The sequence below is a fragment of the Shewanella abyssi genome (assembly GCF_023284025.1).
GTDB classification, from domain to species: domain Bacteria; phylum Pseudomonadota; class Gammaproteobacteria; order Enterobacterales; family Shewanellaceae; genus Shewanella; species Shewanella abyssi.
In genome coordinates this window covers 1-14,745 of sequence record NZ_JAKIKR010000050.1, presented here as the reverse complement: position 1 = coordinate 14,745, position 14,745 = coordinate 1, and the positions used below count along the sequence as shown (strand labels likewise).

Here is a 14,745-nt window from a genome sequence, read left to right as displayed (position 1 = left end):
TTTTTAGTCAGTTAAATTAACCTGAGCAAGATGCACTCGGCAGGCGCTTAATCCACTCGTTGATTAATGCAACGCCTTCAGCGTGAGAGAGGCTGCGACCAATTTCTGGCATTCTGTCACCTGGATCATTACTGTCCATACGGAAGTGCAATATTGATTCTTCTGGGCTGCCTGGGACAACGTCATAGCCAAGTGAGCCACCACCATATGCCACCGGTGACTTACATGTACCGTGTGAATAGCCAGCGTCTTCAGCGTAATCTCTCCAATACTCGAGTTTTAGACCGGTATTAGAGGCGTTACCTTCAGGGCGATGACAATGAGCACAGTTAATGTCTAAATAACCTTTGGCTGTTTTCATCAATGCGTCATCGCTAAGAGCAGCCACATCGGCCTCATCACCATCATTGTAAGCCGGTACGGTATCGATTGTAGTCACCTCTGGAACACCTTGTAAAATGCCTGCGGCTTGCCATTTTAACAACTGATTCATGCTGCCATCACCGTAGGCATAATCTTTGTTTAGTTGGCGTGCCTTGGGTCCAATGGGGACAAACTTTGCAGGGCTATCGGCATCGGGTTTAAATTGGTGACACTGTTTACATTGGTTCATGCTCGGCACGACATAATCAAAGTCCATGGTGTCGCCATTATGGACAACCTTTTTAGCTTGAATTGCGCCTGCTTTAGCGAGTACGGCATCCGCTCTTTCAGAATTCCACACATAAGGCAGTGCAGTCCAACCACTCTCACGATGGATGAGTAAACGAGTTTCAACCAAATCTTCATTCGATAGGCCACGCTCACTAGTGTCAGCCGGAAGTGCAAATGTCTTCACTAAGACAGTGCCGACAGGGAAGTCCATTGACTCCATCGCCGAAAAGTCAGCTTTTTTACCTTCTGGTACAAATACATAACGGTATTTACTCGAATAATCAGTAAATAAAGGCGTATTTAAGTCATAAGGTAGGCCCCCAGAATTCGGGGCGTTAGCAGGATTTTTCGCATCGGCGAATAAGTTGTAGTCTGAAAGGTTAGGGCAGTTGGCTTTTAGCAGTGCGTCCCAAGAGACGTTAGTGCTTTCTGCCGTACAAAGACTTAAGTCACCATCTCCTACCAGGCCGCCTTCTCCTTCACCTATGGTGCCGCCACCGCCGATAAGGTTACCACCATCACAACCTTCGGTATTGTCATCAACGCCGCAACCGAAAATTTGATCACCAAAGGTTACGGTATGAACGGGTAAGCTCACCTGAGCACAGTTCAATAATTTGTCTTGGGTTTTTTCATATAGAATTTCGGGATTGGCAATATCGGCGTTGTCGTTAGCATATAAGCGGCCAAAGGAAACATCGCCATTATCGCTCGCACAAATGTTGTCACTGCCATCGGCAGCGAATGGCATCTCTTGTAGTCCAAGGTAAGCGGCTGTGCCATTGTTAGATAGCGTTTCACCTAAACCGTCATAGAGTACGCCAGGGAAAGCACCGTGGGTAAACAGGTAGCCTTTAATGATGTCATCAATCAAGTATCCGTTAGGCTTCTGACCATAGCCTGTGATCACGTTATCATGGAGATAAATATTACGTGGGGTAGGACGCCAACCATCTTCAATAGGCTGTCCTGGTTGGCCATAGTTACCTACAAATGCGTTAATGTCGGGTTCGGCAATGAAGAAACTAGAGATGGTGATGCCCATGGTGTCGTGATTGGTAATTTCGTTGTTAAAAATCTCAACGTCATCAGTGGACAGAATAATTATACCTGTGCCCGGTGGCACAATATGCACTCCCGCAGGGTTGGCTGAAGCGTTAGCAAAGTTTTTAGTATTGTTATCGTAGATTTTGTTATTGAAAATCCTGACACTGGAGCCATATCTATGGTTGTTAATCGGCAGGTCGAAAACAAGGATACCGCCAGTATTTCCCATGGCTTCGTTGTCATAAACATCAGCATATTTTGAGTTTTCAATCTCAATACCGGCAACGTTTTCTTCGGCAATGTTGCGTCTAACAACTATGTATTGTGATTGACCGACATAAATACCCGCATCGGCACTGCCGCGTACATAGGTGTCTTCAATAAGAATGTTTTCACATTCGACTGGATAGAGGCCATATGCTCCATTATCTTCATCAAGTTCGCCTTCCCAAACGGTTGCGAGGCGACGTAATATAATCCCGTTGGTGTTTTTTAGCTTGATACCGTTATTTTTAGCTTCATTCACAGACAGATCTTGAATGACTATATTTACCGCATTTTGGACAAAGATACCGTCGCCAGAGTTTGCTTTTGAGAAATCTAGAATGGTCTCATTCTGACCGTAGCCCATTATGGTTATATTTTTAGCGTAACTACCGTCACCGTCGACATCACCATCAAATAATAACGTAGATTCGATTTCAAATGTCCCTTTGGGCAGGACGATCACATCGTTACTTTGCGCATCGATAAGCGCTTCTTGGATACGAATGGTGAGGTTTTCACCGTCCTCGATCATAATTGCGCCTTCGGGGAACGTTGGCCCTTCTGGTTCAGGAGTGACAACGGGCGGTGTCTCTATTTCTGTTGTTGTATCGTCATCGTCAGATGAACAAGCCCCCAAGCTTATTGCAACTGCGGTAGCGATTAATGTCGGCATTAGCCAAGAAGGTTTCTTGTTGAGCATAGCGTCTCCAGAATTTATTTTTATTATTCATGTTCTAGATTGCACTGACGTACTAGATAAGCAATGTGAAATTGGGACAACAAGTTCGCAACATAGTCGTATCAATTAGCCTTGCACGCACTGTTAAACGTTCTTCTTGTTGTTAGTGATTGAAAATACTTATGAAGATACTGCAATTCAAACGGTTATATCATTGCAATTGATTGTGATTTTTATTCATAAAATTTAACTGTGCAGTATATTGTTTAAATAATGTTAAACAGGATGTTAAGCAAAATATTAGCAAGTGGCAGTCAACATTGTAGTATTGACTCTTACGAAGTGCTAAAGGTGAGAGCGTTGATGTTTTGGGTTGAGAGCTAAGCCTTTGCTGCGGATAAGGATAAGGATAAGGTTGAATACGCCCTTGTTTAGATTGATCTAAACAAGGGCGAAGCGGTTGGTTTAAATGTTAATCCGAGAACGGTAAGTCAGGGGGTTATCAGATGATTTAAGATCTTTGACTAAATATCGATACCAAAACCAATGATAAACTGATAATCGTTAGGTTCAGGTGTTAGCTTGTTTGCGTCAGGTTGTGGGTTATTGATTCTGTCCCAAACGAATGACAGGTCAAGATCAAACATATCGGTCAGCTCTATCTCTAACGTTGCAATCGCATGGTGGGTATAACCGCCGGAGGTTTCATTACCGTACTGTAAGCGATATAGCGCATTAAAATCGATGTCTCCGCTAATTTCCGTATCATAAAGACTTTCAATGACCAGTGCTGCACTGCCATCATCTTTGTCTTCATCGATTTGGACGGTATCAAATCGTGTATAGGTGTATGCGGGACCACCACTGACACTCCACTCTGTTTTGGCATTATCAATGAAGTTGTAACCCAGACCAGAGCCGACTGTGATGCGATAATCTATATTCAAAAATGGGTCGATATAGACTTCAGCAAATACGGGTCTAAGATAAAACTGTTTGGAGATGAACCAGTCAAAGTTACTGTTGATCCGGTGATTATTAATGCGGTTTTCACCGTCAGTTTCAGAGAAGTTGCCGATATAGTCTAGATTGAATCGTGATTCCGTTGTGCGTCGCCGGGTCTTGGCGAGTGTGTTGTAGTCTATCTGGTCTGTATTACCTTTTCGAAAGTTGGCGCCTAAGGTGATTTTACTTGACCAATAGTTAGCTTCGGTTTGTTCGCCAGCGATAATGGTCATTATCTGGCTATTATCAAACGCTTCACCATTGATATAGGACTTGCCATCTTTGACGAGTAGCCGACCGGTTTTAGTGCTGAGATCGGTAAAACCAATACTGACTATACCGCTACTTTGCAGCATTTTTACATCTTCCCAATCGATAAATACGCTATCGAGTTCATCACTATCGAACTCGAGTTTGTCGTCGTAGAGGTTAACGATTTCGCCTTTGAGTAACTCTAATGAGGTGAGTTGTAACCAATCGTACTTAATGTCTACAGGGAGGGATATTTGTTCTGGTGTTATTTGCTCAGAGGTTATGTGGTTGACGGATTCAGCAGCTAAAATAGCGGCGCTAAAACAGCCTACAATAAAGCTGCCTGCAACCAATATGCAGCCGCTAAATGTTTTTATCATTACACTCTCCCTGAAGCTGACTTGTCCTGAAATTCAATAGGCTAGATGAGCCTCTCAGTAATCTACAAAGTTGCCAGCCGAGCTTCAAGCATTATGTTCATTTTTAGCGTATGCCTTATAGTGTTTGTTGGATCCAAGGCTGTATAAATTCGGCAATTCGCGGCTGTGCTTTTGCATTTGGATGGATCCCATCTCTTTGCATCAAGCTACTGTCTATTACAATGGCTTCCATGAAAAACGGCATAAGGGTGATATCGTGCTCCGCTGCGAGCTCTTTATAGACTTTGCTGATCTGAGATGCATAGCGCGGACCGTAGTTAGGCGGTACCATGATCTCACTGAGCAGCACTTTTATCTGTTTTGTTTTTGCAAGCTCGATGATTTTTGTAAGATTATCTTTCAATTGTTTAGGAGGGAAACCTCTCAGTCCGTCATTGCCACCCAGTTCAACTAACAGGACTGCTGGGCTTACAGATTCAAGCAGGGCGGGCAGTCTACGCAATCCGCCGGCGGAGGTTTCACCGCTTACAGAGCCATTAATGATGGTGTGTTCAGGCATCTTTGACCGCAATAGATGCACCCATCCTTCATTTTCTGGCATTCCATAACTTGCACTTAGGCTGTCACCTAGGATTAATATAGGGGCAGCACTCAGCGGAAAACTGCTGAACATCAATAAAATGACAAAACCACATAGTCGGTTTTTAAGGTTAAAGAAGGGTTTTATGTCTGAAAATAGCGCCATAACGGTAAGCCACCTAATTAAATCGGTTAATACTCAAGAGGGAGAGTTGACCATCCTCAACGGCATTAATATGGATGTCAAGCAGGGCGAGAGTGTCGCGATACTTGGGCCATCAGGCTCGGGTAAGTCAACTTTGCTGGGTTTACTTGCTGCGCTTGATTCTCCTAGCCAAGGTTCCATTCTACTCGATGGAGTGCCGCTTGAAACATTAAATGAAGAATCTAAGGCAGCACTGCGTAAAAAGAAGGTCAGTTTTATCTTCCAGTCTTTTATGTTGGTCGATACCTTAAATGCATTGGAAAACGTCATGTTGCCTGCGGAACTTGCTGGTATTGCCAATGCCAAAGAAAAGTCTCAGGCGATGTTGCAACGGGTTGGATTGAGTCACAGGCTTAATCACTTTCCAAATCAACTGTCTGGCGGGGAACAGCAACGGGTGGCAATCGCCCGTGCCTTTATCTGTGAACCCAAAGTCCTGTTTGCTGATGAGCCAACGGGTAACCTAGATTCAGCCAACAGCGATAAAATTGCAGATATGTTGTTTGAACTCAACCGAGAGAGTGACACTACACTGGTATTGGTGACTCATGACATGATTTTGGCAAGCCGCTGTCAGCGGCAGTTTATTATGGATTCAGGTAACTTAAGCGAAAAGTACAGCGAAAAAACAAGTGAACCCGTCAGCGAAACGCTAGCCGAAAAACCCAATGAGAATGCTGAATCTGAACAGGCAGATATTGCGGTCAACAAAGAGGCAAGTTCATGGAGCTAAAGCTAGCATGGAGGCTGTTTAAGCGAGAGTTGTCTCAAGGCCAACTGCTGTTGATCATTCTGGCTATCACCCTAGCAGTACTTTCAGTCACAGGATTAGCATCAGTCAGTGAACGGCTACAGTTGGCAATTAACGGCCAAGCGTCAAAGTTTATCGCGGCTGATAGGATTATTAACTCTCCCAAAGAGATAGATCCCGCGGTGTTAGCCATCGCTGACGACATTGGCCTTGCTCGCGTGACCAGTATGCAGTTTAACTCCATGGTATATGCCGGAGATGAATTCCAACTGGTGACCATAAGAGCGGTTGAACAAGGCTATCCGCTAAAGGGTAATATAGAGCTCAGCTCTGGTGTTGCGCAAGGGTTACCGAGTGCAGATAACATCTGGTTTGAAACCCGATTAGGCGGCTTGCTGGGCTATCCACCACAGATTGAGATTGGTAACGCCAATTTTAGCTTATCAAATGAAATTATTCGGCTACCTGACGCAGGATTTAACCCTTTTGCCTCATCCCCAGTGGTGTTGATGCGTATTGAAGATGTGGGTAAGACACAGGTGATCCAACCTGGTAGCCGCGTAACATACCTATATCAGTTTGCAGGTGATGGTGCAAAACTTGATGCTTTTGAAGTGCAAGCTAAACCGTTACTCAATACCAGTCAGCGCTGGGTAGATGTTCAGTCTGGTGATTCGCCCATTGCCAGTGCCGTTAAACGAGCAGAGCGATTTTTATTACTGGCAAGCCTACTGGGTATCGCACTTGCCTGTGCAGCCATCGGTATTGCAGCGCAGCGATATTGTCAGCGTCATTATGACGTGGTGGCGATGTTGAAGACGTTTGGCGCTTCAGCAAAACAGATAAGGATTTTATTTGGTACCCACCTTTTACTTGTCACGGCCCTAGGTGTGGTACTTGGCTTAATCGGTGGCTTCGGGCTCGACCGCCTGATCACTGCATTTCTACCGGTAGAAATCGCAGCTTACAGTCCACCAATAAGCCGCCCAATACTGCTCGGTATTAGTACCGGTTTTATCAGTGCTTTTATGTTTTCGGCATACCCGCTAATGCGGTTACTGTCTATTCCTCCACTGAGAGTATTGCAGGGGCATCTTGAAGGGTTACAGCTCGGTATGTGGTTACACCTTTTATTAAGTTTAAGTGCCATGGCATTGCTCGGTTACCTGTATTCACAGAGCCTGCCATTAACCTTAACCGTGGTTGCAGCAGTCTTACTATTAGGGACCTTGCTGAGTGTTTTAGGCTTCTTTATGATCCGTTTGGGTCATAGTGTGGGGATGAAAACCACCAATCCACTGCAGCTGGCATTGGCGGGACTTCGACGCCGAGCGCGGCAAAATGCAGTACAGCTGGTAGGATTTAGCAGTGCGCTAGTACTATTGTTGACCATTTTTGCACTCAGACAAGATATTCTTAACGAGTGGCAAAAGCAGTTACCAGAAAATGCACCCAATTACTTTCTCGTCAATATTGCACCGGAAGAAACAGCAGCAATCGCTGATTTCTTGAAACCCCATGTGGATGCTCCAGCGGTTATCTATCCAGTCATTAGAGGGCGTTTGAGCGCGATTAATGACGAGCCGTTGATATCTTCCGAGCAAAAGAAAGCCGGTGATGAGGGGCGAGTTGGGATCTCGCGCGAACTAAACTTAACTTACCGCGACAGCATGCCTGACAATAACGAAATTATTTCTGGTCAGTTTAACCAGGATACTTTTGATGTGTCAGTGGAGTCTGGGGTTGCCGAACGACTAGAGCTGGCCCTAGGTGATACCTTAACTTATACCATAGACAACCAGTCTTTAACGGTCAAAGTTGCCAGTATTCGCGCTGTTCATTGGGAGACTCTGCAGCCAAACTTCTTTATGATCTTCACCAAAGAAGCCTTAGCGCCATTTGCTTATACCTCAATGTCTAGCTTCCACTTAGAAGAGTCACAACGCTCGGTTATTTTGTCATTAATAAAGCAGTTCCCAACAGTATCTATTATCGATGTCGGTGCAATGGTGAAGCAGTTACGTCAGATCATCGATCAAGTCTCTTTGTCATTAACCTTAGTGTTGGTGCTGGTATTACTTGCCAGTGCATTGGTGATGATAGCGCAAACAGAGGCTGGAATGGCGAGCAGACAACGGGAGCTTGCAGTATTAAGGACCTTTGGTGCATCGGGTTGGTTACTTAGAGCGGCGACGGGGCTCGAATTTGCACTGTTAGGAACCATCGCCGGTGTATTAGCGGTTATTGTTGCTGAATTTACCCTGTACCTACTGAAAACTCAGGTGTTTGAGCTCAATGTTTATATGCATTGGCCTTGGTGGGGCATCGCACCTTTGAGTGGCGGTTTAGTAGTTGCACTCCTTGGGCTTTGGCGTTGTCGCCAATTGCTAAATAAATCATGCAGTGAATTGCTTAAAGCACACTAGTCAAAGTTGAATCAACATTGATATAGCGCTCTTGTTTGAGAGCGCTATATCCTATGGGAACTGAGTTTTACTTGTTGTCTCAGTTAGTTTATTTGGCTTTTTTATTAAGAACGACAATTGATTTTCGGATAGTTTTACGACAATTTTAACTTAATGTAGGTTTTCACACACGCGTACGCGACGGGTTTCAGTGTGCACAGTCCGACTGTCTTCGTAGCCGATAACGTTTTCACCCTCACGCCACCAGTAATCGCATGTTCGGCCTTCGACCGTATGACTTCCGTTCCAATCGTGCGAAATCCACTTTGAACCACATGATGGAAGGTAACCAACCCCAATTTTAGTCTCTACTTTTCCGATATCTTTTTCTAGACTTACGTTGCGGATAGCCCAAGTTGGACACGATGTTTGTGGTGGCACATTGTAGTTCGGCGTACCGTAATATTCGAGTGCCGCTTCGTACTCACACTCAATAGTTGTGACTTGAACTTGCTGGTCTTCATACCAGCAGGTCTCGTCTTCTTGTGGTCCAGCATTCACCATGGTTGAAGCCGCTAAGCCAGTGATGGCCACTATTAATAGTTTAATTTGCATGTGAGATCCTTCTTGGTTTAGACAATTGTTTTGTCAACAGACGCTATTTCTTAGCACCAGCAGTATCCAGAAAAATCATTTCAGTTTTAGTTAATTATCTTTACTTATATATGTAAAATTTATTAATAGTGCAGAAAGCATGCAACCTAATTGCCTCATTTGAGTAAGATTCAGCTCCTCAGTTTTAGGTAGCTACTCATCGTCAATAAAGTCGGTAGCTTCCTATGGTGGTTTTAAATCTTCTATTTAAATAGCGCGTTTAAAGCACTGTCGATAGTTGAATACTTAAATTCAAAGCCATCTTCTAACGTCCGTTTAGGCAGCACATATTGCCCATCGATTAACAGGGTAGACATCTCACCGAGTGCCAGTTTTAGTCCAAATGCAGGCACTGGAATACACGCTGGACGGTTTAACGCTGCGCCCAATGCTTTAGTGAACTCTTTGTTACTGACGGGGGTCGGGGCACAGCCATTGTAGATCCCACTTGTGTGTGGGTTTATAAGCAGGAATTCAAATAGGCTAATTAAGTCATTTAAATGGATCCAACTCATTCCCTGTTGGCCGCTTGCGATAGGCCCACCGAGTCCCAATTTAAAAGCGGGTAACATCTTGGCTAGGGCGCCACCTTGTGCGCCCAGCACTAAACCAATACGGATAATACACACTCGCGTGGCTGGACTTGCTGCCTTTTGCGCTTCTTGTTCCCAGCGTTGACACACTTGATGGGTAAACTCAGCTTTGCTTTCGGGGCTTAGCTGGCATGTCTCGTCAATATGTTGTGAACCTTGGCTACCATAATAGCCGACGGCAGAAGCACTAATGAAGGTGGCTGGTGGATTGTCACTCGCGGAGTTGAGTTGGGCCAGGTTAGCGGTGATTGACCAGCGACTATGACATATGGCTTGTTTTTGCGCCTTAGACCATCTTTTGGCTGCAATCGGTTCACCAGCGAGATTAATTACCGCATCAAAACTGTCTAGATTTGTCAATCCATCTAAAGAGCATAGATAATGATGATGTGCGCCTAGGTGCTTTGCGGTATGTTCAGGGTGCCTTGTAAGCAACGTGAGCTGATGATGGCTTAACCGTTTCACCAGCTGTGTACCAATAAATCCACTGGCACCGGTAATCAATATATTCATAGGCTTTTGCTTATAATGGGCTCTTAATAGAGTTTACGTTAGTTAGCATAAATTGGATCTATCGTTTTCCCTGTTCGGTAATAAAGCGGTGATTTTTATAAAATCATGCGATAATTCACAAAATCATTTATCTTGTCATTGTTGCTCGTATTATTAACTCGCCTAGGATGGCAGAGCTGATGGTAACGTCTGGCATATTGTTACTGTTTAGTGGTGTTATGATTGTTTGCTTTCGAAACATCAAAGCCGCGATATTATAAATCAACAAGGATTATTTAATGCCCCGATTTGAAAATCAAGGTGTCGCATTTAGAGGCTTTGCCATCTCTGCATTTATTGTGGTGATCCTCGCCGGAATAAAAACGGCAAGTCCAATTGTCGTGCCGTTTGTGTTATCGGTATTTATTGCTGTGATCTGTAACCCGATGATTAGTTGGCTCACCCGCCACCGAGCCCCAAGAGGAGTGGCTGTATTACTGCTAATGGTGTTTATTGTACTGATGGGCTTATGGTTGGCCTCAATCGTCGGTACCTCCATAAATGAATTTTCCCAGCAGTTGCCCTTTTATCGAGACCAATTAATAGAACAGTTCTCTTGGGTTGTTGAAAAGTTAGCCGCGCTCAATATTCAGATCACTAAGGAGCAAATGCTCGCTTACTTCGATCCTGGCGTTGCATTGTCAATGACGACGAACATGTTGACCGGTGTGGGTAGCGTCATGGCTAACCTGTTTTTAATCATTTTAACCGTGGTGTTTATGTTGTTCGAATCGAACGGTTTTTCAAGAAAGATGCATTTTGCACTTGATGATCCCGATATGCATTTACAGCAAGTTGATCGCTTTTTAAATTCGGTTAACCAATACATGGTGATTAAAACCTTGGTGAGTCTCGGTACCGGACTGATTGTTGGAATTGGCTTATATATCATCGGTGTGGATTATGCTCTGCTGTGGGGGGTGATTGCATTTCTGTTTAACTATATTCCAAATATAGGTTCTATTATTGCCGCGATTCCGTCGGTATTGCTGGCTTTCATACAAATAGGTCCAGGGGCAGCCGGTGCCGTTGCTTTATTGTATTTAGGCACTAACACTATTATGGGTAACGTGGTTGAACCACGATACATGGGACGTGGTCTTGGCCTGTCGACCTTAGTCGTATTTCTATCATTGATATTTTGGGGCTGGTTATTGGGCTCTGTCGGTATGCTGTTATCAGTCCCCCTGACAATGATTGTAAAAATTGCGTTAGAGTCAAGCGAAGGCGGGCGTTGGTTGGCGGTATTGCTCGGTGGTGATATTGCTGAAAATAAAGATGATCCTGAAGACGAATTAAAGATTGAAGAAAGTAAAAAGTGAGTTAGATGCAGTTATTTATTGAAGCAATAAAAGACGTTACCTTTGGTAATGATGTTAGTCGATTATTTCATGGTCGTGGGGGACGATACCAAGGAGCTGAGCACCTTTGCTTAGATTGGTATGCGCCAGTGGTGTTATTGACCAGTTTTAAGCCTCTCAATGAGGATGAACTTTCAGTCATCACTGAGGCAATTGAACAGCGTTGGTGTGAGCTAAATGGCGCTGAAGCGATAAATCTGGTTTTTCAGTATCGCCGTGGCGGTGAAACACATACCGATATCATTAAAGGTGAGGTGCCTGAAAAGCACATCGTTGTAGAGAATGGCGCTCAGTTTCAAGTCCATCTACTACGTGGTCAGAATCACGGCTTATTCTTAGATATGTCTAATGGTCGACAGTGGGTGCGGCAGCATAGTTCTGGCAAAAAAGTGCTAAATTTGTTTGCTTATACCTGCGGTTTTTCTGTTGCAGCGCTGCAGGGCAAAGCAACAGAGGTGGTTAATATTGATATGAGCAAGGGCTCACTATCGATAGGTAAGCAAAATCACATGTTAAATAATTTGGGTTCAGGGGCTCGTTTTCTGGGTCATGACATTTTTAAGTCATGGGGTAAGCTAACCAAACTTGGTCCCTACGATCTCATCATTGCAGATCCACCCAGTAACCAAAAGGGCAGTTTTGTAGCAACAAAAGATTATGCTCGTCTGTTAAAACGGTTACCTGATCTGCTGGCTGCCGATGGCGACATTCTATTATGTTTAAATGCGCCTGAATTGAGTATTGATTTCCTAAAAGAGCAAGTCGCTAGCTACAGTCCTAGCTTGAAGTTCTATGAGCAGATGGACAACCCAGCGGTGTTTGAAGATATCGATCCGAATAAAGCACTAAAAGTACTGCGCTATCGACAAGAGACATTGCCGACAACAGACATCGCTAATTAGCAATGAGCTAAATCGCGTAAAAAGGCCAAACATAACAGTGTTTGGCCTTTTTTCATCATGGTGTCTTAATAATTGAGTCGTTCACTTATTGCTGATTGCCCATGAGACTCAATGATCTTGGCGATACTATGGCGTTCTCGTTGTTTTAGTGCAGAGATCTCATTGATAAGCGTACCTTGTACATCTAGGGGGATACTCATCTTTTCCATAAACATGTATATCGACAAATCATCTCCCTGATCAAATAACTCGACTAGCTGTGCTGCTTCATAGTCAATTAATGCATTCATTATAATTTACCTCTAATTAGCGCACTTATTAGCATCTGCGATGCTGTCTATTATTAGCACCTGCGATGCTATCTATTATTGATAGCAGTAGTTGTGGTCGTTAAGTATATTTTTTATGCACATCAAAAGTGTTTTTTAGCGCTATTTTGAATAAAAAACTGAAAGTCTTTCAGGTTTCACTAACAGAATAACGGCTAAAAGGCGTTTTTATCGATTAAATACGATTTAAACTGAAAGTTTTTTGTAAGTCGTGGTTTGATCCTGTTATAATCAGCAATAGAAACACTGCATAGTTGGCATGTTTTAAGAAAGGCAAAATGTCACATCATTGATGACATGCTTTTGTACCCTACACCTAAATCAAAGATCCGGAGTTGTTATGGAATTTCAAGAATATGAAGGCGCATATTATCAACTGCAAGACGAGATGTTAGCGTCTCTACCAGTTGAAATGGATGAAGAAGCATTTTTGGATTAGGGAAAATCGCGGAGTAAGCCTATCTTTTATAGGTTTTATCTAGATGAAATAGCAACCAACGGGTTGCTATTTTTATTTGTAGAACTAGCACCTATCTGAAAGCTGAGAAGGTACTAGGACGTTCGCCAGCTCACTGCTAGGACGGACTAGGTCCTGCTAGGAAATCAACAGCAAACACCCTTTGGCTTTTGATGTTGATTTTAGGCTTTGTTAGCACCTTCTTTTAAAGTAGGTCGGCATTTATGCCGTCGCTTTGCTCTTTTCTAGTTTTACCGTAAGCGAAGCGTTCCGTAGTGACGCAGTTACGTCCCGTAAGGCCGTACGCCGTTCGTCTAAGATTTTACCGTCTTTGCTAGCACTTATCTGAAAGCTGAGAAAGTCCTAGGTCCTAGGACGTTCGCCTGCTCACTGCTAGGACGGACTACGTCCTGCTAGGAAATCAACAGCAAACACTCTTTGGCTTTTGATGTTGATGTTGATTTTATGCTTTGCTAGCACCTTCTTTTAAAGTAGGTCGGCATTTATGCTGTCGCTTTGCTCTTTTCTAGTTTTACCGTAAGCGAAGTGTTCCCTAGTGACGCAGTTACGTGCCTGCTAGCACCTATCTGAAAGCTGAGAAGATCCTAGGTACTAGGACGTTCGCCAGCTCACGGCTAGGACGGACTACGTCCTGCTAGGAAATCAACAGAAAACATCATTTGGCTTTTGATGTTGATTTTATGCTTTGCTAGAACCTAGAACCTAGAACCTAGAACCTAGAACCTAGAACCTTTAATCCTCGAGCCTAGCACCTAACCGTTAACGTTTCTCCTTTCTGGTATTACTTCGGTAATAATCCATTTTCCCTTGTGCTTATTCAAGCGCAAGGTTCTATCATCAATCCAAAACTGACCCCCGCGCAATCCCTTAATCTTGACGATGACAGTAACGTCTTCAGTCGATTTTCGAAAGAAATCGATATCAACTTCATCAACTTCCATTTCGACGTCAGTCAATGACAAGTTGAGCACATGGCGTTGCACTGAAGCGGCAATGTAGTAGTGTGAAAGGATCTCTTTCATTGAATCATCAACAAACAGTTTCGCTTTCTCTACGTCCCGTTCGACGTAGATCGCATTTAAGAATCCAATAGATGAGAGCTCTGGCGTGCGCATAGAGGGGACGGATGGATCGGCTATTAGATTACTATCCATATAGTCACAGGCAGAAACGGTGAAGAGTGCAATGATAATAATAAAGTATTTCAACATAGATAATGATTTTTAGAATTTTTAGCAGTATCACGATTCTACAGCCTTAACGCAAGATGAGCCTGTAAATAATGTTGTGTTATACCTGAGGCACTCTCATCCCCGTTCTACCTGAAGATGCTCGTTGCAGTGTGAATTTAACGGTGCTGAAGGCAAGTCAATAGCTCATGGCTAATCGTTACTAGCTCAAACTTGCCAATTCTGCTTTGCATTGTCTCTGAGGGGGAGGCATTATCTTATCAAGGTGCCTTGATGACATATTCAAATGTATTTTGGATTAGATCCTAGTGAAAGCTTGACCTCAATAAAGATCTCAGGCATATCTGTATAGATAACCTTTATAAGTTATCTATACAGATATGCCTGAGATCTTTATTGAGGTCAAGCTTTCACTAGGATCTAATCCAAAATACATTTGAATATGTCATCAAGGCACCTTGA

11 protein-coding genes are annotated in these 14,745 nt (G+C 43.6%); 4 read left to right on the top strand and 7 right to left on the bottom strand.

Annotated features, from left to right (window positions below; all coding sequences use genetic code 11):
• Positions 1-16: 16 nt before the first annotated feature.
• The 3 genes from L2755_RS17685 to L2755_RS17675 all read right to left on the bottom strand — a co-directional run bounded on the left by L2755_RS17685 (position 17) and on the right by L2755_RS17675 (position 5,029).
• The gene (locus tag L2755_RS17685; protein ID WP_248982001.1) at positions 17-2,668 is read right to left on the bottom strand and encodes a parallel beta-helix domain-containing protein; all 2,652 of its coding nucleotides are present in this window, start codon (positions 2,666-2,668) and stop codon (positions 17-19) included.
• Between the two features lie 503 nt (positions 2,669-3,171).
• Positions 3,172-4,284 (bottom strand): DUF481 domain-containing protein, encoded by a 1,113-nt coding sequence (locus L2755_RS17680; RefSeq protein WP_248982000.1) that lies wholly within the window; start codon positions 4,282-4,284, stop codon positions 3,172-3,174.
• A gap of 115 nt (positions 4,285-4,399) precedes the next feature.
• Positions 4,400-5,029 (bottom strand): arylesterase, encoded by a 630-nt coding sequence (locus L2755_RS17675; protein WP_248981999.1) that lies wholly within the window; start codon positions 5,027-5,029, stop codon positions 4,400-4,402.
• Between L2755_RS17675 and L2755_RS17670 the strand changes: the two genes are divergently transcribed.
• Both L2755_RS17670 and L2755_RS17665 read left to right on the top strand, forming a co-directional pair.
• Positions 5,010-5,801, top strand: a complete 792-nt coding sequence (locus tag L2755_RS17670) for an ABC transporter ATP-binding protein (protein ID WP_248981998.1) — start codon at positions 5,010-5,012, stop codon at positions 5,799-5,801. The two genes, L2755_RS17675 and L2755_RS17670, sit on opposite strands and share 20 nt — an antisense overlap.
• Complete coding sequence (locus tag L2755_RS17665; RefSeq protein ID WP_248981997.1) at positions 5,792-8,245, top strand: ABC transporter permease; 2,454 nt, start codon at positions 5,792-5,794, stop codon at positions 8,243-8,245. The genes L2755_RS17670 and L2755_RS17665 overlap by 10 nt, the downstream gene beginning before the upstream one ends.
• Before the next feature lie 150 nt (positions 8,246-8,395).
• On the opposite strand, the gene L2755_RS17660 is transcribed toward L2755_RS17665, so the two are convergent.
• Entirely contained in the window at positions 8,396-8,839 is a 444-nt protein-coding gene (locus L2755_RS17660) for a hypothetical protein (protein WP_248981996.1), read from the bottom strand.
• 242 nt (positions 8,840-9,081) lie between these two features.
• A complete protein-coding gene (locus tag L2755_RS17655; RefSeq protein ID WP_248981995.1) occupies positions 9,082-9,984 on the bottom strand; it encodes a TIGR01777 family oxidoreductase in 903 nt (300 codons plus the stop codon).
• A 278-nt stretch (positions 9,985-10,262) separates the two neighbouring features.
• Between L2755_RS17655 and L2755_RS17650 the strand changes: the two genes are divergently transcribed.
• Both L2755_RS17650 and L2755_RS17645 read left to right on the top strand, forming a co-directional pair.
• On the top strand, positions 10,263-11,345 hold the full coding sequence (locus L2755_RS17650) for an AI-2E family transporter (protein ID WP_248981994.1): 1,083 nt from the start codon (positions 10,263-10,265) through the stop codon (positions 11,343-11,345).
• 5 nt (positions 11,346-11,350) lie between these two features.
• Entirely contained in the window at positions 11,351-12,286 is a 936-nt protein-coding gene (locus tag L2755_RS17645; RefSeq protein WP_248981993.1) for a class I SAM-dependent methyltransferase, read from the top strand.
• A gap of 65 nt (positions 12,287-12,351) precedes the next feature.
• Here the strand turns inward: L2755_RS17645 and L2755_RS17640 are convergent, their stop codons facing one another.
• Positions 12,352-12,576 (bottom strand): hypothetical protein, encoded by a 225-nt coding sequence (locus L2755_RS17640; RefSeq protein WP_248981992.1) that lies wholly within the window; start codon positions 12,574-12,576, stop codon positions 12,352-12,354.
• A 1,269-nt stretch (positions 12,577-13,845) separates the two neighbouring features.
• Positions 13,846-14,247 (bottom strand): hypothetical protein, encoded by a 402-nt coding sequence (locus L2755_RS17635; protein ID WP_248982020.1) that lies wholly within the window; start codon positions 14,245-14,247, stop codon positions 13,846-13,848.
• Positions 14,248-14,745: the final 498 nt, after the last annotated feature.